At 73.5% G+C, this 22,503-nt stretch carries 19 protein-coding genes; 7 read left to right on the forward strand and 12 right to left on the reverse strand.

Annotated features, from left to right (window positions below):
• Positions 1-59: 59 nt before the first annotated feature.
• The 3 genes from DTL70_RS06630 to DTL70_RS06640 all read left to right on the forward strand — a co-directional run bounded on the left by DTL70_RS06630 (position 60) and on the right by DTL70_RS06640 (position 3,323).
• The gene (locus DTL70_RS06630; RefSeq protein WP_114020902.1) at positions 60-1,046 is read left to right on the forward strand and encodes a glycerophosphodiester phosphodiesterase; all 987 of its coding nucleotides are present in this window, start codon (positions 60-62) and stop codon (positions 1,044-1,046) included.
• Between the two features lie 151 nt (positions 1,047-1,197).
• Positions 1,198-1,821 carry a methylated-DNA--[protein]-cysteine S-methyltransferase gene (locus DTL70_RS06635; protein ID WP_114020903.1) on the forward strand — a complete coding sequence of 208 codons (624 nt, stop codon included), beginning with the start codon at positions 1,198-1,200 and terminating at the stop codon, positions 1,819-1,821.
• A 143-nt stretch (positions 1,822-1,964) separates the two neighbouring features.
• Positions 1,965-3,323 (forward strand): MFS transporter, encoded by a 1,359-nt coding sequence (locus DTL70_RS06640; protein ID WP_425470322.1) that lies wholly within the window; start codon positions 1,965-1,967, stop codon positions 3,321-3,323.
• Positions 3,324-3,438: 115 nt separating this feature from the next.
• Here the strand turns inward: DTL70_RS06640 and DTL70_RS06645 are convergent, their stop codons facing one another.
• From DTL70_RS06645 to DTL70_RS06665, 5 genes are all read right to left on the reverse strand, one after another.
• Entirely contained in the window at positions 3,439-4,221 is a 783-nt protein-coding gene (locus DTL70_RS06645; RefSeq protein WP_114020904.1) for a PIG-L deacetylase family protein, read from the reverse strand.
• A 591-nt stretch (positions 4,222-4,812) separates the two neighbouring features.
• Positions 4,813-5,253, reverse strand: coding sequence for a type II toxin-antitoxin system PemK/MazF family toxin (locus DTL70_RS06650; protein ID WP_114020905.1), 441 nt, complete (start codon positions 5,251-5,253; stop codon positions 4,813-4,815).
• The gene (locus tag DTL70_RS06655) at positions 5,246-5,971 is read right to left on the reverse strand and encodes a hypothetical protein (protein WP_114020906.1); all 726 of its coding nucleotides are present in this window, start codon (positions 5,969-5,971) and stop codon (positions 5,246-5,248) included. The genes DTL70_RS06650 and DTL70_RS06655 overlap by 8 nt, the downstream gene beginning before the upstream one ends.
• Before the next feature lie 411 nt (positions 5,972-6,382).
• Positions 6,383-7,120, reverse strand: a complete 738-nt coding sequence (locus DTL70_RS06660) for a GPP34 family phosphoprotein (RefSeq protein ID WP_114020907.1) — start codon at positions 7,118-7,120, stop codon at positions 6,383-6,385.
• Positions 7,121-7,213: 93 nt separating this feature from the next.
• Positions 7,214-7,825 carry a helix-turn-helix domain-containing protein gene (locus tag DTL70_RS06665; RefSeq protein WP_114020940.1) on the reverse strand — a complete coding sequence of 204 codons (612 nt, stop codon included), beginning with the start codon at positions 7,823-7,825 and terminating at the stop codon, positions 7,214-7,216.
• An 80-nt stretch (positions 7,826-7,905) separates the two neighbouring features.
• Between DTL70_RS06665 and DTL70_RS06670 the strand changes: the two genes are divergently transcribed.
• Positions 7,906-8,958 (forward strand): NAD(P)/FAD-dependent oxidoreductase, encoded by a 1,053-nt coding sequence (locus DTL70_RS06670; RefSeq protein WP_114020908.1) that lies wholly within the window; start codon positions 7,906-7,908, stop codon positions 8,956-8,958.
• Positions 8,959-9,016: 58 nt separating this feature from the next.
• Here DTL70_RS06670 and DTL70_RS06675 read toward each other — a convergent pair whose 3' ends face one another.
• Both DTL70_RS06675 and DTL70_RS06680 read right to left on the reverse strand, forming a co-directional pair.
• Positions 9,017-10,945: an SWIM zinc finger family protein gene (locus tag DTL70_RS06675; protein WP_114020909.1), complete on the reverse strand. Its 1,929-nt coding sequence runs from the start codon at positions 10,943-10,945 to the stop codon at positions 9,017-9,019.
• Positions 10,942-14,145 carry a DEAD/DEAH box helicase gene (locus DTL70_RS06680; RefSeq protein ID WP_114020910.1) on the reverse strand — a complete coding sequence of 1,068 codons (3,204 nt, stop codon included), beginning with the start codon at positions 14,143-14,145 and terminating at the stop codon, positions 10,942-10,944. The genes DTL70_RS06675 and DTL70_RS06680 overlap by 4 nt, the downstream gene beginning before the upstream one ends.
• A gap of 163 nt (positions 14,146-14,308) precedes the next feature.
• On the opposite strand from DTL70_RS06680, the gene DTL70_RS06685 reads away from it, so the two are divergent.
• On the forward strand, positions 14,309-15,124 hold the full coding sequence (locus DTL70_RS06685) for an endonuclease/exonuclease/phosphatase family protein (protein WP_114020911.1): 816 nt from the start codon (positions 14,309-14,311) through the stop codon (positions 15,122-15,124).
• Positions 15,125-15,129: 5 nt separating this feature from the next.
• Here DTL70_RS06685 and DTL70_RS06690 read toward each other — a convergent pair whose 3' ends face one another.
• Positions 15,130-15,531, reverse strand: coding sequence for a hypothetical protein (locus DTL70_RS06690; RefSeq protein WP_114020912.1), 402 nt, complete (start codon positions 15,529-15,531; stop codon positions 15,130-15,132).
• A 114-nt stretch (positions 15,532-15,645) separates the two neighbouring features.
• Here DTL70_RS06690 and DTL70_RS06695 point away from each other — a divergent pair, with 114 nt between their 5' ends.
• Positions 15,646-16,977, forward strand: a complete 1,332-nt coding sequence (locus DTL70_RS06695; RefSeq protein ID WP_114020913.1) for an amidase family protein — start codon at positions 15,646-15,648, stop codon at positions 16,975-16,977.
• Positions 16,978-17,037: 60 nt separating this feature from the next.
• Here DTL70_RS06695 and DTL70_RS06700 read toward each other — a convergent pair whose 3' ends face one another.
• The 4 genes from DTL70_RS06700 to rpsA all read right to left on the reverse strand — a co-directional run bounded on the left by DTL70_RS06700 (position 17,038) and on the right by rpsA (position 21,044).
• Positions 17,038-17,436 carry a tetratricopeptide repeat protein gene (locus tag DTL70_RS06700; RefSeq protein WP_114020914.1) on the reverse strand — a complete coding sequence of 133 codons (399 nt, stop codon included), beginning with the start codon at positions 17,434-17,436 and terminating at the stop codon, positions 17,038-17,040.
• A gap of 100 nt (positions 17,437-17,536) precedes the next feature.
• Positions 17,537-18,208, reverse strand: a complete 672-nt coding sequence (gene coaE, locus DTL70_RS06705) for a dephospho-CoA kinase (protein WP_181860813.1) — start codon at positions 18,206-18,208, stop codon at positions 17,537-17,539.
• Positions 18,209-18,246: 38 nt separating this feature from the next.
• Positions 18,247-19,221, reverse strand: coding sequence for a proteasome assembly chaperone family protein (locus tag DTL70_RS06710; protein ID WP_425470320.1), 975 nt, complete (start codon positions 19,219-19,221; stop codon positions 18,247-18,249).
• Positions 19,222-19,529: 308 nt separating this feature from the next.
• Positions 19,530-21,044, reverse strand: coding sequence for a 30S ribosomal protein S1 (gene rpsA, locus DTL70_RS06715; RefSeq protein WP_114020916.1), 1,515 nt, complete (start codon positions 21,042-21,044; stop codon positions 19,530-19,532).
• Between the two features lie 434 nt (positions 21,045-21,478).
• On the opposite strand from rpsA, the gene DTL70_RS06720 reads away from it, so the two are divergent.
• Positions 21,479-22,345: a class I SAM-dependent methyltransferase gene (locus DTL70_RS06720; protein WP_114020917.1), complete on the forward strand. Its 867-nt coding sequence runs from the start codon at positions 21,479-21,481 to the stop codon at positions 22,343-22,345.
• Positions 22,346-22,503 lie beyond the last annotated feature (158 nt).

Genomic DNA, 22,503 nt, shown 5'->3' on the forward strand with positions numbered 1-22,503 from the left:
TGTATTGCGCATCGGGAACTGTTTCCGCAGTCCGTGCAGGCACAAGCGAGGAGTCCCGCATGTCGATACGCCCGCTGACCGCTGCCGCCACAGGCGCGCTGCTGGGTATGAGCGCGCTCTTCCTCACCGCCGCTCCGGCCGCCACGGCCTCCGAGCGGTCGGCGAGACAGACGCCGGAGCCTGTCGTAGACTCCGCCGCCTCGCCGCAGTCCGACGCTCCCTCGCCGACGGCGGAGAGCAGAAAACCCCCTCACGCACCGCTGACGGTGGCGCACAGAGGAGCATCCGGTGACGCGCCGGAGAACACTCTGGCCGCCGTCGACAAGGCGCACGAGATGGGCATCGACTGGGTCGAGAACGACGTGCAGCGCACCAAGGACGGAAAGCTGGTCGTCATCCACGACACCACGCTCTCCCGCACCACAGACGTCGAGGACCGCTTCCCGGACCGCAGCCCCTGGAACGTCACCGACTTCACCCTCAAGGAGATCAAGACGCTCGACGCGGGCAGCTGGTTCGGCAGCGAGTTCAAAGGCGAGCGCATCCCGACCCTGGCGGAGTACCTGGACCGCATCACCCGCAACGGACAGGACCTCCTGCTGGAGCTGAAGTCGCCCGAGCTCTACCCCGACATCGAGCGGCAGACCCTCGGCGAGCTGCGGACCGAGGGGTGGCTGGACCGCAAGCACACCAAGAGCAAGCTCATCATCCAGAGCTTCGACAAGAACGCGATCACCAAGGTGCACCAGCAGAACCCGGCGGTGAAGACAGGCTTCCTGGGCACGCCCAAGACGAACGAACTGAAGGACTACGCGAAGTTCGCCGACCAGATCAACCCCACCTCGGCGGACGCCACCAAGAAGTACGTGGACGCCGTCCACGCGCTCAAGGGCCCGCACCACAAGCGGCTGGAGGTGTTCACCTGGACCGTGAACGACGCCGAGACCGCCCGCAAGGTCGCCGACGCCGGGGTGGACGGCATCATCTCCAACAAGCCCGACGTGGTCAGCGACGCCGTGGCGAAGGCCGCCACCCCCACGAGCTGAGCCACCGTCGGTGAGACGCCCGCCGGCCGGGTCGGCCGGGCCGACCCGGCCGGCGGCGGGCCCCGCCGTCCGCGGGCCCGTCGCCCGTGGCTCCGTGGGCCCCGGAGACCTGTCGGCGGGGGTTGTCAGTGGGCGGCTCTAGGGTGCCTGTATGACTGACACCACGGTGGAGCCTCCCGGCGGGCCGTCGGACGGACAGGCGGGACCGGACACGCCGGCGGCCGCGGCCGCCGGGGCTCCGGCCACCGCCTCGGCCCGGGCGGTGCGGGAGACCCCCATCGGGCCGCTGCTGCTCGCGGCCACCGACAAGGGCCTGGTCAACGTGGTCTTCCATGCGTCGGGCCGCATATTGGAGAAGGCCCTGACACGGCTGTCGGGGCGGCTGGGCGCCGCGGGGTCCTCCCCCGCCGCCGACGCCCACCTCGCCACGGCCGTCACCGAACTCGACCACTACTTCGACGGCGCCACCGGCCCCTTCACCGTCCCGCTGGACTGGTCGCTGACCGGCGGCTTCCACGAGCGGGTCCTGCGCGAGCTCGCGGCCGGCGTGCCGTACGGGACCACCGTGGGCTACCAGGACCTCGCCCTGCGGGTCGGCGACGCGGGCGCCGCGCGCGCCGTCGGCCTGGCCATGGGCGCCAACCCCCTGCCTGTCGTGGTGCCCTGCCACCGGGTGCTGGAGAGTTCCGGGGCGATCGGCGGTTTCGGCGGCGGCCTGGAGACCAAGCGCCGCCTCCTCGCGCTCGAAGGCATCCTTCCCCAGCCGCTGTTCTGAGCCCTCTCCGCAGCGCCGCCCCGCACGGCGAGGGCGCACAGTCGTCCACCGCACACCCGTCTGACGTGCGTACGTTCGGGATTCGTCCGTAAGTCCATGGTGGCACCGCCCGGACCGCTGCGAGACTGCGCCGTGTGACAGACATACGCGAAACGGCCGACGGTGCTGACGAGGCGGAAGAAGCGGAGGTGACAGCCGCCGGCGCCCCGGCGACCGGCCACGCCGAAGCCGGCCTGCTCGACGGCACCGACCTGGAAGCCGTGCGGCGGCGGGTGCGCACGGCGCTGGCCGTCAGCCAGATCCTCGGCGGGCTCGGCAACGCCACTGCCGTCGCCCTGGCAGCGGTGCTGGCCGAGCAGATCGGTGGCTCCGAAGCCGTCGCGGGGCTGGCATCCACCTCGTCGGTCATCGGAACGGCACTGCTGTCACTGCCGTTCGCCGCGCTGATGGCCCGGCGGGGCCGGCGCTCGGGCCTCGCGACGGCGTACGCGGTGGCCGCCGCGGGCGGAGTGACGGTGGTGGTGGCGGCCGCCCTGCGCAGCTTCCCCCTGCTGCTGGTCGGCATGGCGGCCTTCGGCGCGAGCAACGTCGCCAATCTCCAAGCACGCTTCGCGGCAGCCGATCTCGCTCAGCCGCAACACCGTGCGCGCGCCATCTCGACGGTCGTGTGGGCCACCACCGTCGGCGCCGTGGTGGGACCGAACATCGCGGCGCCCGCCGGGGCCGGCATCGCGGCGCTGGGGCTGCCGCAGGCGGCCGGGCCGTTCCTGTGGGGCACCGGAGTCTTCCTGGTGGCCGCAGCGGTACTGCACCTGATGCTGCGCCCCGATCCCCTGCTGACCGCTCGCGCGCTGACGCGAGCCCGCGAGGAGAGGCACGGCAGCGGGACCGGTGGCAACGGGGACGAACGGTCGCTGCGCGCCGGGCTGGCCGCCGTGCGCGGCTCGTCCCGGGCCCGCGTGGCTCTCGCGGCCATCGCGGGCTCGCACACCGTGATGGTGTCCGTGATGGTGATGACCCCCGTCGACCTCCGCGGGCACGGCGCCGGAGTCGACCTGATCGGGCTCGTGATCAGCGGCCACATCGCCGGCATGTACGCCTTCTCACCCGTGATGGGCTGGCTCGCGGACCGCGTCGGCCGCCTCAGCGTGATCCTGATGGGCATCGCGCTGCTGGCCTGCGCGACGGCGCTGGCCGGAACGGCGGGCGCCGGCCACGCCCAATCCGCCGCAGGGCTCTTCCTGCTGGGACTGGGCTGGTCGGCGGGGCTGGTGTCGGGCTCGGCGCTGCTGACCGACGCGGTGCCGCAGCATGCCCGAGCCGCCGTGCAGGGCTTCTCGGACACCATCATGAACGCGTCGGCGGGCGTCGGCGGGGCGCTCTCCGGGCTGGTCGTGGCCCAGGCGGGCTACGGCTGGCTCAACGTCATGGCCGCTGCGCTGCTCGTGCCCGTCGCGGCGCTCGCCCTCGCTGCCGTGCCGCGCCGACAACCGGAAGGCTGAGCTCCGCTCCGGCGACGGCCCTCCACGGCGGGGCGTCGCGCCACGGCGGGGCGGCGCGACGCCTGTGAGGGACCGCACGCCGCTGTGCGGGGCGGCGCGCGGCTTGCGAGGGCCGTCAGCGAGGGTGGAGTTCGAAGGCGACCGCGCGGCGGCCCCCGTTGCGCTCGGCGTAGTGGTCAAGCCCGCCGTGGACGATCGAGCGCGCGTACGTCTCGGGGTCCTCGTCGGTGAGCGCCTCGATGTAGGCGCGGTGTTCCAGCAGGGAGGCGAGGCCCTTACGAGCGGCCTCCTCCCCCACCGCAGCAGCGTGGGTCACGGTCGGCGCGGCGGCGACGGCCACCCACCGCACGCCGGGCCACGGCAGGACACCGTCCTGCTCCAGCTGGTCGGTGAAGATCCAGCGGTTGCCCGCGTCACCCACCGCGTCCAGGACGGCGCGGCCCAGCGCACGATGGTCCGGCGTGTTCCACGGGCTGCCGGGGGCGCCGCCCCAGGTGTCGTAGTGGTTGAGCGTGACGACCAGCTCGGGCCTGTGCCTGCGGATCGCCCCGGCGATGTCGCGGCGCAGCGCCGGGCCCTCCTCCAGCACACCGTCCCGGTGGTCGAGGAACTCCACCTCCGTGACGCCGACGACGGCCGCACTGGCACGCTGCTCCCCCTCGCGGATGCGGGCCGCCTCAGCCGGCTCCAGGGTGTCGATACCCGCCTCGCCCCGCGTGGCCAGCACGTACGTGATCTCCTTGCCGCTTGCCGTCCACTCGGCGACGGCGGACGCCACCCCGTACTCCAGATCGTCCGGGTGCGCGACGACCGCGAGCGCCCGCGACCAGTCCTCCGGCATCGCAGCGAGCCGAGGAACGGCCCCGTGTCCCTCCGCGGTCTGTGCTGTGGCCGCCATCAGTCCCACCTTCCGTCACCGCGCCCCCGTTGGCGCCGGTCACCAGGGCAACGCCCCCGCGCGCGCACGCTGTTCCCCGCCCCGGCGGGTTCGGCCTTTCGGCCGAGCGGGATCCGCCGAGCGGGGTCCGCCGTGCGGCGGACCCCGCTTGTCGATGGAAGTCCTGTTCCGGGACGTCCCAGCGGCCTGCGTCCGCGGGACGCGGGTCCTCCGGCGAACGACCGTTTTCGGGCCTCCGGGCGGACGGCCCGGCTCGCGGCGTCCGGCAGGCCGCCGGCTTGCGGAGTCCCGCCGGGCGGCCAGGGCTCTGACCAGCGGTCGACGACCGGATTCCGGGCACCCGGCAGACAGCCGGTTCGCTCAAGGCTCGGCACACGGTCGGCTTGCGGGGATCCGGTGCGCGGTCGGCTTGCGGGGGCGGCAGACGGCCGGTGGCGGGTGGTCGGGCGCTCCTGAGTCGACTCTTCGGCACCGGGCGTCGCTGGGTCCCCGGCCCCGGCGCCGGGGCTCCAGGGACGGTGTCGGGCCGATGCCACAGGCCGGCGGCTCTGCGAGGTCCGCCCTGCTACCGCGCCGCCGCCCGCGGGGGCCTCAGCGCCAGCCGTAGACCTGCTGGAGGCGGTGCACCACCGTATTGAAGCGGGCGCGGTCCAAGGCGCAGGCCTCGCGCCTCATGCCGTCCGCGTGGACGCGCAGTACGCGGTCGAGTCCGACCCACGATTCGCGGCCCTCGCTGTCCCACGGGCCCGAACCGAGCGGCACCCATTCGTGGTCACCGTTGTGCTGTCGGGAGGTGAGTTGGACCGCCAGGACAGGCCCCGTGGTGCCGCGCCCTTCCCTGGCGACAATGAGGACCGGCCGGTCCTTGCCCCGGCCGTCCGCTTCCTCGTACGGCACCCACGTCCACACGATCTCGCCCGGATCGGGGTCGCCGTCGGGGTCCGGCGCGTAGGTCATGCGCACGGGGCCGACCGATCGCGGGTCGACCTCGCTCGTCGCGGCACCGGGGGGCGCCGTCGGCCCTTCACCCATAAGGGTTGCTGCGGGGGTCGACGGGAGCTCCGCCCTGCTGCTGGCCGGGGTTGCCGTAGTACGGACCGGGCTGCGGGGGCTGCTGCGGCGGGGCGGCCGGGGCTCCGGGCTGCGGGGCTCCGTAGTAGGGGCCGGGCTGCTGCTGGGGCGCCTGGGGCTGCTGGTAGCCGCCGGGTGCCTGCTGCGGCTGCGCGTACGGCTGTCCCTGCGGCGGGGCCTGCGGGGCCGCCTGCTGCGGCTGGGGGGCGTACCCCTGCTGGGGCGGCGCGTACGCCTGCTGGGGCTGGGCGTAGCCCTGGGGCCCCGCGGCACCGTTGACGATGGCGAGCAGCTGCTCCAGCTCGTTGCGCCACATGCGGTGGACGTTGATCCGGACCTGCTTGGCCTCGCCGGGCAGCGCCATGTGGTAGAAGCTCCACAGCGGGTTGAGCTGGATCTCGCCGAAGAGGGTGTGGGCCTGCTCGCGCGGGATGGCGTGCACGATCTCCTTCGGCCGCTGCGAGAAGCGGGACATCCGGTGGAAGAGCAACGCCTGCTCGGTGACCGTGATGAAGTAGTACTTGATCAGGAACTGGCCGATCAGGCCCAGGAATCCGACGCTGAGCCACGGGGTCGGGCCGGCGACGGCCCAGACCGAGACCAGCGGCTGATCCCCCGGGGCCTGTTGGGCGATGACCTCGGCCACCTGCTTCTTCATCGTCGCCTTGCGAAAGGCCATCGGACCACTCCTCGCTCGGTTCGCCGTGGTGTGGACGGCGCTGTTTCGTTCGGCGCAGAGTACTCGGCGAATCTGACAACTTCCCCGCCCGGGGCCACCGCAGGACCGCACAGGGGCGGGAGCGGCTCACTTACGGGCCGGAGAGGGGCGCCCGGAGCGGTCGGGTGGGCTCGGCGAGCCATGCACAGTGCCGTCGTAAATGCCGTGCACGCACGCGGAGTTGAAATGCCGCTCCCGGCTCGGTGCCGCACGTTCGGGCTGGTCGCCGGTGACAGTGGTCACAGTTGCCTTCCGCCCGGCCCACGCCGGACGGTGGCGGCCGTCTTCTCCGCCGCATGCGAAAAGGGAAGGCCGGACGAGGCGGCCGAGCGGGCGGCGCCCCCGCATCGACCGCCGGACCACGCGCCGCGCTCACACCCCCTGTGAGCCCATCGACGTGTCCCGGCTCGGGACCAGGGCGACGAGCGCGCTACTGGCACAGCGCAGCTCCTCGGGGACGGACTCCGCCGAGCCGGCGCCGCGACTGCGGTACGGCGTCGTGCGCAGCCCCATCGGGACGCGCAGCGTTCTGTGCAGCCCGACGGCGCGGATCAGGTCGCACAGGAACAGCCCGTGCGCGTCGACCGCGCGCTGCCCCGACCCGATCGCCCGCAGCTGCGCGACCACCGCACCGCGTACCCCCTCATCGGGCACGCAGCGTTTCCCCCCGAGGACCCCGGACCGTTGACGGAGCACACCGCGCTCCATGAGCACCGCCGTGTGCACGCCAAACGCGTGACGGCGGCGCTCCCGCAGCCACTGCCGGATATTGATCCACCCCTCCCGGGAAACGGGGAAGCGGCTGAGCTCGGCCAGTACCTCGTCGGCCCACGGCAGGCCGGTGGGCGAGATGTCGAGCAGTTCGAGCCCGGCGCGGTGCGTGATCTGAGCGCGGACGCCGAGCACGGTGGTTTCCCGGGGCCGGACCAGGACCCTGCGCCGCAGGGCGAGTTCGCCGAGTTCGGCTGCCGCACAGCCGGCCACCGCCCGCAGCTTTCCGTGCACCTTGCCCGAAGGGAGGTGGGACAGCAGAGCGAACTCCTCTGGCAGGGAGAGGGGCTGAGGAAAGGGACGCGGGTACGGAGGGGAGTGGGGGTGGAAACCGGACATGTTCCTCCCTGATCGACGGTCGCCCGCCCAGCACGGGCCGCACGCACTGTTTTGATGCACCGGGACCCTTGTGGGTTCACGGCGCTCGGCGCATTACGTCTCGTCGGTGTCGGGCGAGGCGGACTTGGCGCGGGAGCGGGCGCGGAGGTGGACGCGTTCGCCCTGCCTGCCGAAGAGGCTGAGGAACTCGACTGGTTGGGGGCCGGCCGCGTCGAACCAGTGCGGCACGCGGGTGTCGAACTCGGCCGCCTCCCCGGAGGCGAGCACCAGATCGTGTTCGCCCAAAACGAGGCGGAGCCGGCCGTTGAGGATGTAGAGCCACTCGTAGCCCTCATGGGTCTGCGGGTCGGGCCGCTTCGGCGCCTCGGCTCCGGGGAGCACCAGCTTGTAGGCCTGGATGCCGCCTGCCTTGCGGGTGAGCGGCAGCATGGTCATGCCGTGGGCGGTGACCGGGCGCAGGTTGATACGCGGGTCGCCGGTGGGAGGGGCGTCGACGAGCTCGTCGAGGGAGACGCCGTGAGCGCGCGCCAGCGGGAGCAGCAGTTCGAGGGTGGGGCGGCGGGACCCGGACTCCAACCGGGAGAGGGTGCTCACCGAGATCCCGGTCGTCGCCGACAGCTCCGCCAGCGTGGTCTCGCGCTGCTTGCGCAGCGCACGAATTCTGGGTCCCACCGCGTCGAGCGCCTGATCGAGGTCGTCGTCCATGGACACAGCTTGCCACAACAGCAACCATGCTTGCTGTTGCACCGGGTCCACGTGCACGGTTCTCGTGGAGGTGGTCACCGATGACCGAAGAACAGAACCAGGGCCTGAACGCCGCGTCCGGCGAGCTGAACGATCCGACCGACCCGCTCGCCGACGGCTACGACGCCGTGGTGATCGGCGGCGGCGCCGCCGGACTCAACGGAGCGCTCATGCTGGCCAGGGCCCGGCGCTCGGTGGCCGTCATCGACGCCGGGCGGCCACGCAACGCCCCGGCCGACGCCGTGCACGGGCTCCTGGCCAGAGAGGGGATGAGCCCCGCCGCACTCCTCACGCGCGGCCGCCGGGAAGTGCGCCACTACGGCGGACACGTGGTCCCCGGTGAGGTGAACGCGGCCACCCGCACCCGCGACGGCTTCGAGGTGGCGCTGAGCGACGGCCGCACCGTCCGCGCCCGCCGACTGCTGCTCACCACCGGCCTGGTGGACGAGCTGCCGCAAGTACCGGGACTGCACGAGCGCTGGGGCCGTGACGTGGTGCACTGCCCGTACTGCCACGGCTGGGAAGTCCGCGACCGGTCCATCGGGGTGTTGGCCGGCGGCCCGATGGCGGTGCATCAGGCGCTGCTGTTCCGCCAGTGGAGCGCGGACGTGACGCTGTTCTCGCACACCATGCCGCCGCCCACCGCGGAGCAGTCCGAACAACTCGCCGCCCGCGGCATCCGCGTGGTCGAGGGAGAAGTGGCGGGCTTGCGGATCACCGAGGACCGGCTGTCGGGAATCCGGCTGGCCGACGGCACGGTGATCGACCGCGACACCGTCGCCGTCGCCTCGCGCTTGGTCGCCAGAGCCGGGTTCCTCGCCGCTCTCGGCCTGCACACCGCCGAGCACCCCCTGGGCGAGTACGTGCCCGGCGACGCGACCGGACGCACCGAGGTGCCGGGCCTGTGGGTCGCGGGCAACGTCACCGATCTGGCCGCCCAGGTCGGTGCCGCGGCGGCAGCGGGCGCCGCGGCGGCGGCTCAGATCAACGCCGACCTCGTCAAGGAGGAGACGGAGCAGGCCGTCACAGCCGCACGCGGCCGCGCGAGCGCGGCAGGCCCAGCGCACGAGGGGGGCTCGGCGGAGGCGGCGTGAGAGAAGGCCGTATGGCTGACGGGTCCCATGGCGCAGCAGAGCGCCGCACGGGAGTCCTTCACCGCTCCCGCAGGCCCGTCAGTGCGCGTACGGGATCGAAAGCGGCCGTTCCCTCGGGCCACCACTCCGCCTCCGCCCCTATCTCTGCCCCTGCCCCTGTATTCCTCCCCGCGCGGCCGTCCTGAGCATCCGCTTCGGCCGTTCCGCTCGCCGCCGAGCCGCCGACCGTGGCGGGTTCCCCGCGGTACGGGTACCAGCGGCCGTCCTTGCCGTACCGCAGTTGCACAGGCCGGGAGGTGTGGGTGAGGCGGTTGCGGTGGATGGTCATGGTGATGCCCAGAGCGGCGAGGGCGCTGCGGCCCCGGTCGAAAGGGCCGGCAGGCGGGTCCCAGACGGTGTCCAGCATCTCGAGCCCTGGCTGCCCGCCCTGCCGCCAGGCTGCCGCGGCACGGGCCAGCTCCAGCGCCTCGCGCCCCGCCGACCGGGCAAGCGCGGCGAACAGTGGTGAGAGGGTGCGACGGCCGGTGAGCCGCGGGTGGGTGGCGGCGAGCCGGATGGTGTCGTGCCACAGCGACAGCTCCGGCAACGGGTCCTGCCCTGACACCGACCCCGCCCCCGGCTGCTCGCCGTCGGGCTCCTCCCCGACCGCGCCGAGGGCTTGCCTGGCGCGGGTCGCCGCGTCCGCTGCCAGGAACGCGAGGGCGTCCGCGCTGGGCGCACCCGCCAGCTCCGGATACACCACCCGATGCTCGTCCGCCTCCTCCGGCGGGGGCAGGGGCGCCGGCAAGGGAGGCCGTACGGACGTCGCGAACACCTCCCGGGCGAGCACGGTACCCATGGGGCCGGAGCTGCCAGAAGTGTCGCTGCCACCGGGGGCGGTGGCGCCACCCGGAGTGCTGTCCCCGCCGGGGTCCGCTCCCAGGACGGCCCGCTCGGCAGGGCGCACCCCATCGGAGCCCGGCCCGGTAGAGCCCGACGCGGCGACACCCGGCGCATCGGCGTCCGGCTCCGCTGAGCCAGGCGCCGCCGCGCCTCCGCAGTGGGCATCCTCGTGCCCGGCGCCGCCGGGCGGCTCCCCTCCACCCGTCGGTCCTCCACCCGGAGGCTCCGCCTCCGGGCCCGGCCGCACTCCCCCGTGCGGCTCGGCTCCTTCGTGCGGCTCGGCTCCTTCGTGCGGCTCGGCTCCTTCGTGCGGCTCGGCTCCTTCGTGCGGCTCGGCTCCCCCATGCGGCTCCGGACCGGCGGGAAGCGGGCCCGGGCCCGGGGGCCGGCCCTGATCCGGGGAACGGCCCAGCAGGGCGGTGGCCTCGTGCGCCGCGGCTTTTTTGAGGAGTTCCTCCCTTACGGCCTCCGCGGCGCGACCGCGCAGCCGGAACAGCAGCCCCGGGTCGCTGTCCAGGAGACGGCCCGCCTCGTAGCCGAGGGCGGCGGCGTGCTTGCAGGGAGAGCCCTGGTCGGGACAGCTGCACAGCGGGGTCAGATCGCCCGGCGCGGGCAGCAGCCGGGCGCCGGCGGAGGCGGCCTCGGCGAGGGCCCGCGGCGGTATCGCACCGTCCAGCACGGCGGCCACGTGCGCGGGGCGGGCCGCGAGCGTCTCCAGGAAGGTGTGCCACCCCCGCTCCGACAGCGGAGGCAGACGCCATTGGGCGCGGTAGGGGCGCGGGCGGCTGCCGCTGACGTACGCGGAGACCCGGCCGGGCCCCACCCGCACCGTGAACACGCCGCCCTCCCGCGCGTAGGCACGCCCCCGCGCCAGCCGTGCCGTATCGCGTGCGCCGCCGTCCGCTGCGGCCTGGACCGCCCGTACCCACGCGCTGCCCAGGAGGCCGTACCCATCGGCGTCCTCCGGCAGCGGGTACCGCTCGGTGTCCCGTTCCGCTCCGGCCCCGGCCCCCGGCCCGTCCGCTTCCGCTGCCCCTGGCCCCGGCCCCGGCCCTTCCTCTGGCCCTGCCGCTGCCACTCCGTCGTCTTCCGCGAACCCGTTCACGGCTGCCTCCGCAGAGACACCAGGTCGGCGAGTTGCGCGTCCGTCAGCTCCGTCAGCGCCGCCTCGCCCCCGCTGAGTACGGCGTCGGCCAACTGCCGCTTGGCCACGAGAAGCTGGGCGATGCGGTCCTCCACGGTGCCCGACGTCATCAGGCGGTGGACCTGCACGGGCTGGGTCTGGCCGATGCGGTAGGCGCGGTCGGTCGCCTGTTCCTCCACCGCGGGGTTCCACCAGCGGTCGTAGTGGATGACGTGCCCTGCCCGTGTCAGGTTCAGGCCGGTGCCCGCCGCTTTGAGGGAGAGCAGGAAGACGGGTGCCTCCCCCGCCTGGAAGGCGTCCACCATCTCCTCCCGACGGGCAACGGGCGTGCCCCCGTGCAGCAGCTGCGCGCCGATGCCCCGCTGGGCCAAGTGCGCCTCCAGCAGCCGCGCCATTTCCACGTACTGCGTGAACACCAGCACCGAACCGCCCTCCGCCAGGATCGTGGCCAGCAGTTCGTCCAGCAGACCCAGCTTGCACGAGCGGGCGAGGCCGCTGCCCGGAACGCCCGACCGGCCCGGGGAGCGCGACGCGGGACGGTCGGCTGAGCGGCTCGAAGGAGCGGAGCGGCTCGAAGGAAGAGCGGCCGCGCCTCTCCCTGTTCCCTCCCTCAGGTACTGCGCCGGGTGGTTGCAGATCTGCTTGAGCGAGGTCAGCAGCTTCATCACCAGGCCGCGCCGCTCGATGCCCTCTGCCGCCTCGATACGGGCCATCGTCTCGCGCACCACCGCCTCGTACAGCGACGCCTGCTCGCGGGTCAGCTCGACCGTGTGGTCCGTCTCCGTCTTGGGTGGCAGCTCCGGGACGATGCCCGGGTCGGACTTGCGGCGGCGCAACAGGAAGGGCCTTACGAGCCGGGCCAGGCGCTCCGTCGCCTCCGGGTCCTCGCCGCTCTCGACCGCTCGTGCGTGGCGGGCGCGGAACGTCTTGAGCGGACCGAGCAGCCCCGGTGTCGTCCAGTCGAGCAGCGCCCACAGCTCGGAGAGGTTGTTCTCCACAGGTGTGCCGGTGAGGGCGACGCGTGCGGCGGCGGGAAGGGTACGCAGAGCGCGGGCGGTCGCGGAGTACGCGTTCTTGGCGTGCTGCGCCTCGTCCGCGACGACCAGCCCCCACCTCTGGCCCGCCAGGCGTTCGGCGCTGCCGCGCAGGGTGCCGTAGGTCGTCAGGACGAAGCCGCCCTCGCCGCCGTCGAGCCCGTCGAGGGTGCGCCCCGGGCCGTGGTAGCGCCGGACGGGCACGTGGGGTGCGAACCTGGCCAGTTCCCGCTGCCAGTTGCCCAGCAGCGACGCCGGGCAGACGACGAGTGTCGGCGCCGTCTCGCCGCGCTCCGCACGGCGCAGGTGGAGCGCGATGAGGGTGACGGTCTTGCCGAGCCCCATGTCGTCGGCGAGGCAGCCGCCCAGCCCCAGTGACGTCATCAGCTCCAGCCAGGCGAGGCCCTGGAGCTGGTAGCCGCGCAGCGCGGCGTTCAGCCGGACGGGTGCCGTCACATCCGGAGCGCTCCGGTCCCCCGGAGGGCACGTCGCGCGGCGTGCCGCCTCGTCGAGACGATCGCGCAGGGCAGCCAACGCGCCCTCGGGGACCGCCGTGACCTGCTCGCCGTCGACCTCGGCCTCCCCCGAGAGCGCGGCCGCGAGCGCATCCCCTGGCGAGAGCAGTCCGAGGTGCCGCTTACGCGCCTTGCGGACCAGCTCCGGATCCACCAGCACCCACTGGTCCCGCAGCCGCACCAGGGGGCGGTGGGACTCCGCCAACGCGTCCATCTCACCGTCGGTGAGCGGCTCTCCGCCCAGGGCGATCTGCCAGCGGAACTCCAGCAGTTGCTCCTCCTTGAAGAAGCCGAAGCCGTCCGCCGCCGAGCCCGGGGCCTGCGGACCGGTGCGGACGACCGCCGTCGCGCTGAGCAGTTCGCGCACCAGCGTGCGCGGCCAGTGCACGGCCACGTCCGCCGCGGCCAGGTCGCGGGCCGCGCGGCCCAGCAGGTCGTCCAGCTCCGGTTCCATCAGCGGCAGCACGTCCGGTGTCGGCCGCTCCAGCAGCCGTTCCAGCGGCGGCCAGACGCGGGCCGCACGCCGGATGGCCAGCACGGTGTCCACGCGGGCGCGCGGCCCCAGATACTCCGCCTCGCCCCGCCACAACGCGCCCACGTCCGCGACCAGCAGGGCGTCCGCGATGCTCGCCGCCTGCACGACGGCAGCGGCGACGTAGGGGTCGGACCGCAAGGACCCGCTTCCCCCGGAGGCCCCGCCGACCGGGGTACCACCACCGTCCCACGAGCCGCCGCCGTCCCGGGAGCCACCGCCAGGGACCCCTCCATCGGCTGCCGCTCGCACCTCCGCTTCCGCCTGCGCCTGCGCCTGCGCCTGCGCCTGCGCAGCAGCGGGGGGCTCGTCCTGGCCGCCGTCGAAGATGCGGTCGGCCGACAGGTCGAGGCGAAGGGAGATCCGGATTCCGGCCTCGGTGCCGGCCGCCACCTCGGCGGCCCACTGGCGCAGCCGCGGGTAACGCTCCGGGAGCCGCTGCGGCTCCCTCGCGGCGAAGGCGGGACCCGCGGCCGCGGGCCCCGCCGGCGTGCGGGGCAGCACGTCGGCGACCGCGTCCAGGAAGGCACGCACCAGTCCTTCCGGCTCCGGCACCCGCAGCGGCCCGGGCGCCGCCCGGCCGGGCGCGCGCGGATCCGGTCGGGCGGGGCCCGGCTCCACAGGTACCGCGTGTGCCTCCGGAGGCATCGCGGCGGCCACGGCGCGCAGATGCGTCACGTCCTCCTCGTCCAGCGGTCCCGCCCGCCACACGTCCGTGCCGCCCTCACCCAGGCCCGGCACCAGACGCCCCCGGGCCACCAGCCGCATACCCTGCAGCGCTGCGGCGCCCCAGCAGGCGGCGGCCGGGTGTGCCCGCCCGGCGGTACGCGCCCTCATCAGGACGGGCAGCGCCTCGCCCACCCCCAGCCGGCGGGCCGCCACCACCTGCGGCCCGACCCCCTCGGCGTGCGGCCGCAGCACCGTCAGCTCTCCCGGCTCGCCCACCTCGGGAAGCTCGCCCCCGTCGACCGACCAGAACGCCACGCGCCCCTGCCGTGGCACCTCCCCCGGCAGGAACACCGCAGCGCACCGCAGAAGATCCGCACCGCTCGCCGGCCCCTCACGCGTTCCCGACCCCATACGCGCCACCGCTTCCGCACTCACCGCTCACACCACCCTCAACTCGCGAACGAGTCTAGGAGCGGCCACTGACAATCCCGTTCGTGATCAAGGGCCTCCCAGGTCGGAGCAGTACAGCGGTCGGCGCCGGCCGGTGGGGGTAGCGTTTCGTCCCGTGCGGGTGATGACCATGAACGTGCTGGCGCCCGAGTACGCCGACGGCGTCGGCCGAAGGGCTGTGCTGGCCCGCGAGCTGGCCGGACTGGCCCCTGACGTGCTGGCGCTCCAGGAGGTCACCCGTGCCGACGTGGCCGCGCTCGCCGACGACGGCTGGCACGTCGCGCCCCACCCCCGGTACGGCTCGGACGGCGTCGGAGCGGTGCTCGCGGCACGCACACCCTTCGCCGCCGTCACGGCCGACCCGCTCGCCGTCTCGGACCGCACGGCGCGCACCGAGTGGTGCGGCGTCGCGGCCGCTCTGTTGCCGTTCCCCGAGCCGTTCGGTCCGCTGCTCGTCGCGCACCACAAGCCGAGCTGGCCCTACGGATGGGAACTGGAGCGCGAACAGCAGGCGCTGGTCACCGCCCGGCTCGTCGCGGAGATGGCCGACGAGCACTCCGCGCGGCACACGCTGCTCCTGGGCGACTTCGACGCCACACCCGACGCGGCGAGCATCCGGTTCCTGCGGGGCCTCCAGTCACTGGACGGGACGAGCGTCCGCTACCAGGACGCGTGGGCGAACGCGCACCCCGACGGGGCGCCCGGGCCGACGTTCACCCCCGAGAATCCGCTCGTCCGCCGCGGCGACATGCCGGAGGCGGCGGAGCGGCGCCTCGACTACATCCTGGTCGGCTGCGGGCCGCACGGCCCCACGCTGCACGTCTCCGGATGCCGACGCGTCATGGTCGAACCGGTGGACGGGGTGCAGGTGAGCGACCACTACGGGCTCGTCGCCGATCTCGTTCCACCGGACCACCCGCCCGGCGCCTGGGCGGATTGATTCCCTCAGCCGAGGTTGACGCCGCCGTGGATGTCGCGCGCCTGGATCACGGGACCGCTCACATGCGCCGACCCCGAGACGGTGTTGTGGACCTCGGAACGCTCGGCCCGCAGCACGGGGGCGTGCTGTTCCGCCCATCCGCGCAGGAGGGCGGCGAACTCCTCGTCGGCACGGGCCTGCTCGCCGAGCCAGCCGGTCAGCACGCGGACCTGCGCCTCGTCGGAGGGGTCGACCGCCGCGAGACCGCCTTCGTCAGGCGCCGGCGCCCCGTCGGGACGGCGGCCGCCCACGCGCCGGGCGAGGGCAAGCAGCGACTCCCATGCCGACTGCCCGGCCGCGCCCGCGGCGCTGCCCGCGGCGACTGAGGCGGCGGTCGTGGCCAGAGTGAGCGCGGCGTCAATGTCCATACGCCATACGGTAGATGCCGCCACCGACACCGTGCCATCCCGCCTCGCGGTTGTACCGGTTCCCGCTCGCACAGTCTCCTGCCCGCGCCACCTCCCGCTTGTACCGTCTCCCCCATGAACGGGGGCGGGGACGAGGACCGGGGAAGCCACCGGACTCCGGCGGTGCTCGACACGGACGCGTACGCAGGCCTGAGCGCGTGCGAGATCGCCGCCGGGGTGTGGGAAGGGCGTCTGACCGCCAGGGAGGTCACCGAGGCCGCGCTGGCGCGGATCGCCGCGTCCGACGGGGCGGTCCGCGCCTTCACCGAGACGTGGCCCGCGTGGGCTGCCGAGCGCGCCGCCGAGGTCGACCGCGCTGTCCGCGCGGGCGTGCGGCTGCCGCTCGCCGGAGTCCCGCTGGGGGTGAAGAACACGCAGCGGGTGACGTCGCCTCGGCTCGCCCGGCTGACGGCCGCGGGATGTGTGCCCGTGGGCGCGACCGCCACGCCGGGTCCCGGCACCGAGTGGCAGACCTGGGGCGCCACCGAACGCGGACCCACGCGCAACCCTCTCGGCCCCCGGTGGAGCCCCGGCGGTTCCTCCGCGGGTTCGGCGGCGGCCGTGGCGGCGCGTATGGTGCCGCTCGCCACGGGAAGCGACGGTGCGGGGTCCGTCCGTATCCCGGCCGCCTGGTGCGCCGTCATCGGGCTGAAGACGACGGGCGGACTCGCGCCCGCACAGGGCCGCACGGTCCGCGGCGCGCCCGGCCCGCTGGCCCGTACGGCCGGTGACGCCGCCGCCTACGTCGCGGCGCTCCGAGGGAGCGGCAACGGCGTCGGCGGGAGCATCGGCACCGTTGCGCCGCCCCGTACGACGCCTCCGCGCCCCGTCCGGACGGCGTGGTCGGCGACGCTCGGTTTCGCGGACACCGAGGACGAGGTGGCGGACACGGCGCACGGTCTCCTGGAGGCTCTGACGAGCGCGCGGATCACCGCCGCGCGCCCTGCCGTCACCGTCCTGCTACCCGATCCCGCACGGTGCTGGCGGGAGCTGCGCGCCCCCGACGGGGAACGTTCCTCCCTTGGGACCGCCCGTGCGGACATCGACGCCCGTACGGACCGTGCACCCCGCACGGACCACCATGCAGCGCGCACGGACCGCGTGTCGCCTGCGGCGGCGCGTACGGCGTCCGCTCTCGCCCTCGCCGTAAGGGAAATCTTCACGGAGGTGGACATGCTCGCCACGCCCACCACGCCGGGGCCACCCCACGGGCACGAAGGACCGGGGGCGGCCCTGAGCGTCGCGCTCACCTGGGCCTTCAACATCACGGGGCATCCCGCGCTGAGTCTGTCGGCCGGCCGGACGGCGGACGGGGCGCCGGTAGGACTGCAGTTGGTGGCACCGCACGGCAGGGAGGCCGACCTGCTCGCCGTCGCAGCGGCGGCCGAGCGGGAGGGGCTGGTGTGACGAACGAGACGACGCGGCCCGCTGGGCGCTGGACCACACGAACGGGCAGCGCGCGGGGTCTCAGTTGCCGAGGTCCTCCGTCGAGCCCGGCTCGGGAGGCGAGAAGTCCTCGAAGCCGGCCGCCTCCACGAAGTCGGGCCGCGGATTGAGTGCGGCGGCCAGCTTGAAGTGCGCGCTGGCCTCCTGGTCCCGCGCCGCCCGCTGGAGGGTGCGGGCGAGCGCGAAGTGTGCGAACGCGTTGTCGGGCTCGCGCTCCAGCACCCACTGGAACTCCTGCTCGGCCGACCTGAGGCGGGCGGCGAGGAAGTACGCGCGGGCGCGCAGCAGCCGCGCGCCCCGGTGTTCGGGGTGCTCCTCGATCACGCCGTCGAGGAGGTCGACCGCGCCGCGCGGGTCGCGCGCTTCCAGCAGCTGCTCCGCGGCACGGAACTGGATGAGGTTCGTCTCGGGGCTCGTCACGGCACTGCCCTCTCCTTCGGGTTCCGGCGAAGCACAACGCCGGATCGGCAGTGTTCATTCCCGGTACATTCCCGCAGCACGCGCCGGCGACCCCGCCGCCTCAGCCGGAACCGGGGTCGGCACCGGCTCCCGTGCCCGAGCCGGTGTGCGGTGCGGCGTCGGCCTGCCGCCGGCCGGCCTCCCGCAGCTGTTCCCACACCTCGCGCACCCGGGGCGCGAGCCCCTCCAGCGGCCCGTCGTTGTCGATCACGATGTCCGCGACGGCCAGCCGCTGTTCCCGGTCGGCCTGCGCCGCCATCCGGGCCCTGGCCTCCTCCTCGGCCATGCCGCGCAGCCGCACGAGCCGCTCCAGCTGCGTTTCGGGGGACGCGTCCACGACCACCACACGGTCGTAGAGCGGCGCGAGCCCGTTCTCGGTCAGCAGCGGCACGTCGTGGACGACGACCGCCTGCGGGTCCGCCTCGGCCGCCTCCCGCTCCAACTGCGCCGAGCGCTCCCCCACCGCGGGGTGCACGAGGGCGTTCAGCGCGGCGAGGCGGTCCGGGTCCGCGAAGACGAGAGAGCCGAGGCGTGCCCGGTCGAGGCTGCCGTCCGAGGTGAGCACCTCCTCGCCGAACTCGGCGACGACCGCCGCGAGACCCGGCGTGCCGGGCTCCACGACCTCCCGCGCGATCCGGTCGGCGTCCACGATGACGGCGCCCTGTTCGGCGAGCAGCCGCGACACCTCGCTCTTGCCCGCTCCGATCCCGCCCGTCAGACCCACCTTCAGCATGCGGGCCACGCTATACGGTGCGACGGCGAGCGCTCCGGTCAGTCCCGGTCGCCGTTGTCCGGGCCCTGTCCGCGGCCCTGCTCGCTCTCGCGGTCGGCGAGGAACTTCTCGAAGACGGCGCCGAGTTCGTCGGCCGAGGGCAGCTCCACGGGTTCGGCCACCAGGTTGCCGCGGGTCTCCGCGCCCGCCACGGCGTCGTACTGCTGCTCCAGGCCGCGGACCACCGAGACCAGTTCCTCGTCCCCCTCCGCGAGCTGCCGCTCGATCTCGTTCTGCGTGCGCAGTGCCTCCGTGCGCAGCGCGTGCGCCGTCTCGGGCAGGACGAGACCGGTCGCGGAGGTGATGGCCTCGGCGACGACGAGCGCCGCGTCCGGATACCGGGAGCGGGCGATGTAGTGGGGGACGTGCGCGGCGACACCGAGGACGTCGCGGCCGCTCTCCGACAGCCGCAGCTCGGTCAGCGCGGCCGCGCTGCCGGGGACCTGGGCCTCTTCGAAGACGGAGCGCTGCGCGGGCACCAGTTCGGTGCGGTTGCCGTGCGGGGTGAGGCCGACGGGGCGGGTGTGGGGGACGCCCATCGGGATGCCGTGGAACGTCACGGACAGCCGGGCCCTGACCCGCTCGACGATCTCGCGGACGGCCTCGGTGAACCCCTCCCACTCGTTGTCCGGTTCAGGACCGGAGAGCAGCAGGAACGGCGCGTCCGTCGCGTCCCGCATCAGGCGCAGTTCCAGACGGGGCGTCTCGTAGTCCACCCAGCTGTCATTGCGGAACGTCATCATCGGGCGCCGCGCCCGGTAGTCGATGAGGCGGTCCACGTCGAAGCGGGCGACCGTGACGTACGGCCGGGTCTCCAGCAACTGCTCCACGATCTGTTCGCCGGTGTCACCGGCGTCCATGAAGCCCTCGAAGTGGTACAGCATGACCAGCCCAGCGCTGTCGGGCTCCCCGATCACCGCGTCCACGGCGTCGAGCCCGGCCTGGTCCCACGCGTACAAGGATTCCCGCTCCATTCGCATACCACCGACAACGCCGCCCCGCCTTCCCGCATTCCCGCACGTCCGTCCCGGGCCCCGGCACGCGCACCGCACGCGGCACGCTCGGGGGTGGCCGATCCTCGCCACCGGCCGTCGGAGCCCGGCCCGGACGGCCCTGCCGGCGGGAACAGCGGGGACGGCGGCGCGTCGGAGGGGCGGGAACACGCAGCGAGGCCCGCATCCCGTGGGGGATGCGGGCCTCGTGTCGGCTGATCACCTCAGCGGCTGCCGAATCAGCTCAGCGGCCGGAGGCGCCTCCCGGCTTCGGGGCCGGGAGGAGAACCTCAGCTCTGGCCACCCGCCAGCTTCTCGCGGAGAGCCGCCAGTGCCTCGTCGGAGGCCAGCGCGCCCGAGTCCTCCTCGGAGCCCTCCGAGGAGTACGAACCGCCGCCGCCCTGGCCACCACCCTGGCCGCCGCCCTGGCCGCCGCCGGTGGCACCCTCGGCCGCCGCCTGCTCGTCGGCCTCGCGGGACTTGATGACCTGGGCCTGGTGGGCCTCGAAGCGGGACTGGGCAACCGCGTACTGGTTCTCCCACTCCTCGCGCTGCTTCTCGTAGCCCTCGAGCCAGTCGTTGGTCTCGGGGTCGAAGCCCTCGGGGTAGATGTAGTTGCCCTGGTCGTCGTAGGACGCGGCCATGCCGTAGAGGGTCGGGTCGAACTCGACCTGGGTCGGGTCGGCACCGAAGGTCTCGTTGGCCTGCTTCAGCGAGAGGCTGATGCGGCGGCGCTCCAGGTCGATGTCGATGACCTTGACGAAGATCTCGTCGTTGACCTGGACGACCTGCTCCGGGATCTCCACGTGGCGCTCGGCCAGCTCGGAGATGTGGACCAGACCCTCGATGCCCTCGTCCACGCGGACGAACGCACCGAACGGCACCAGCTTGGTGACCTTGCCGGGCACGACCTGGCCGATCTGGTGGGTCCGGGCGAACTGCTGCCACGGGTCTTCCTGGGTCGCCTTGAGCGACAGGGACACGCGCTCGCGGTCCATGTCGACGTCCAGGACCTCGACCGTGACCTCCTGGCCGACCTCGACGACCTCGGAGGGGTGGTCGATGTGCTTCCAGGACAGCTCGGAGACGTGGACCAGACCGTCCACGCCGCCCAGGTCGACGAAGGCGCCGAAGTTGACGATGGAGGAGACGACGCCGGAGCGCACCTGGCCCTTCTGGAGGGTGGTGAGGAAGGTCTGGCGGACCTCGCTCTGGGTCTGCTCCAGCCAGGCGCGGCGGGAGAGAACCACGTTGTTGCGGTTCTTGTCCAGCTCGATGATCTTGGCCTCGAGCTCCTTGCCGACGTACGGCTGGAGGTCGCGGACGCGGCGCATCTCGACCAGGGAGGCCGGGAGGAAGCCGCGCAGGCCGATGTCGAGGATGAGGCCGCCCTTGACGACCTCGATGACGGTACCGGTGACGATGCCGTCCTCTTCCTTGATCTTCTCGATGGTGCCCCAGGCGCGCTCGTACTGGGCGCGCTTCTTCGAGAGGATCAGGCGGCCTTCCTTGTCCTCCTTCTGGAGGACGAGGGCCTCGATCTCGTCACCGACGGCGACGACCTCGTTGGGGTCGACGTCGTGCTTGATCGACAGCTCTCGGGAAGGGATGACACCTTCGGTCTTGTAACCGATGTCGAGCAGGACCTCGTCCCGGTCGACCTTCACGATGACGCCGTCGACGATGTCGCCGTCGTTGAAGTACTTGATCGTCTCGTCGATCGCGGCGAGGAAGGCTTCCTCGGAACCGATGTCGTTGACCGCAACCTGCGGGCTGGTGGCGGAAGTCTCGGTGCTGCTCGTCATGTGGGAAAGGGTCTCCGGTACGGACATGAAGTCGTAGGTACTGCTACGCCGAGAGCCCTTTGATCGCACCGCATGCAAGTCAGCCGGACAGCCAGATAAGCCGGAAACCCGAGGGGACATACAACAGATGCGAGCGCGGCCTGCTCCGTCCGAGGCACGCAGGCCCGCAGCGCAACTTGTAGCATACGGGGGCCGCTGGGCATGGTCAATGCGCGAAAGAGCACACCTGGGGCGGAAGGCGCCATTTCCGGCAGAACTCGCCACGGCGGAGGGGCAGATGACCCCGCACGGCCCGCTCCCGCGGTGTCCGACGAGCCACCCGGCGGACCCCCCACGGCGCTCGGCGGCGCACTTCGACGAAGGGTACGACTACAGGTGCGAGGGAACAAAAGCACGAGGTGGACGGCGCCGTCCGCCTCTCGGGTGGGTCTGCGATGACGGACGGTGACCACCCCGGCTCGCGGGACCCCCTCGGGGCCCACGGCCCCGACGACGACGCCGAGGCGGTGCGGCGGCCCGCCGGCGGCCGCGAGAGCAGCCGGGCCAACCGCGGCTGGTGGGACCGCAACGCGGACGAGTACCAAAGCGACCACGGCGACTTCCTCGGGGACGCCCGCTTCGTCTGGGGGCCCGAGGGGCTCGACGAGGCGGAGGCGCGCCTGCTCGGACCCGCCGCACAGCTGCGCGGTCTCAGAGTGCTGGAGGTCGGCGCGGGTGCCGCCCAGTGCTCGCGGTGGCTGGCGGACCAGGGCGCCCGGCCCGTCGCCCTCGACCTCTCCCACCGCCAGCTCCAGCACGCCCTGCGGATCGGCGGAGGCCAGGGTGGCGGCGCCGTGTTCCCGCTGGTCGAGGCGGACGCCAGGGCCCTGCCCTTCGCGGACGACTCCTTCGATCTGGCCTGCTCCGCGTTCGGAGCGATCCCGTTCGTGGCCGACCCCGAACAGGTGTTCGCCCAGGTGGCGCGGGTACTGCGGCCCGGTGGGCGGTGGGTCTTCTCGCTGACCCACCCGCTGCGCTGGACCCTGGCCGACGAGCCGGGCCCCGAGGGGCTGACCATTCTGAACTCCTACTTCGACCGGACGCCGTACGTGGAGCAGGACGCGAGCGGACGCGCCGTCTACACCGAGCACCACCGGACGCTGGGCGACCGGGTGCGGGACCTGGTCGGCGCGGGCTTCCGGCTCGACGACCTGGTCGAGCCCGAGTGGCCGGAGTGGAACCAGCAGGTGTGGGGCGGATGGTCTCCCCTGCGCGGGCGGCTGGTACCGGGTACGGCGATCTTCGTGTGCACCCGCGTGTGATGCGTGTGCACCCGCGTGTGAGGGGCCCCGGCGCTTCCCCCCCATTACCGTTTTCGTGGCCCCGCAACGGGGCTACCGGCTTTCGGAGTTGGCATGACTACCTCCCCTTGTCGAGCACATGGCCTGGGGGGTGGTGTCACCAGCTCCGGAGGCACTGA

The sequence above is a fragment of the Streptomyces diacarni genome, assembly GCF_003323715.1.
Classification (GTDB): Bacteria; Actinomycetota; Actinomycetes; order Streptomycetales; family Streptomycetaceae; genus Streptomyces; species Streptomyces diacarni.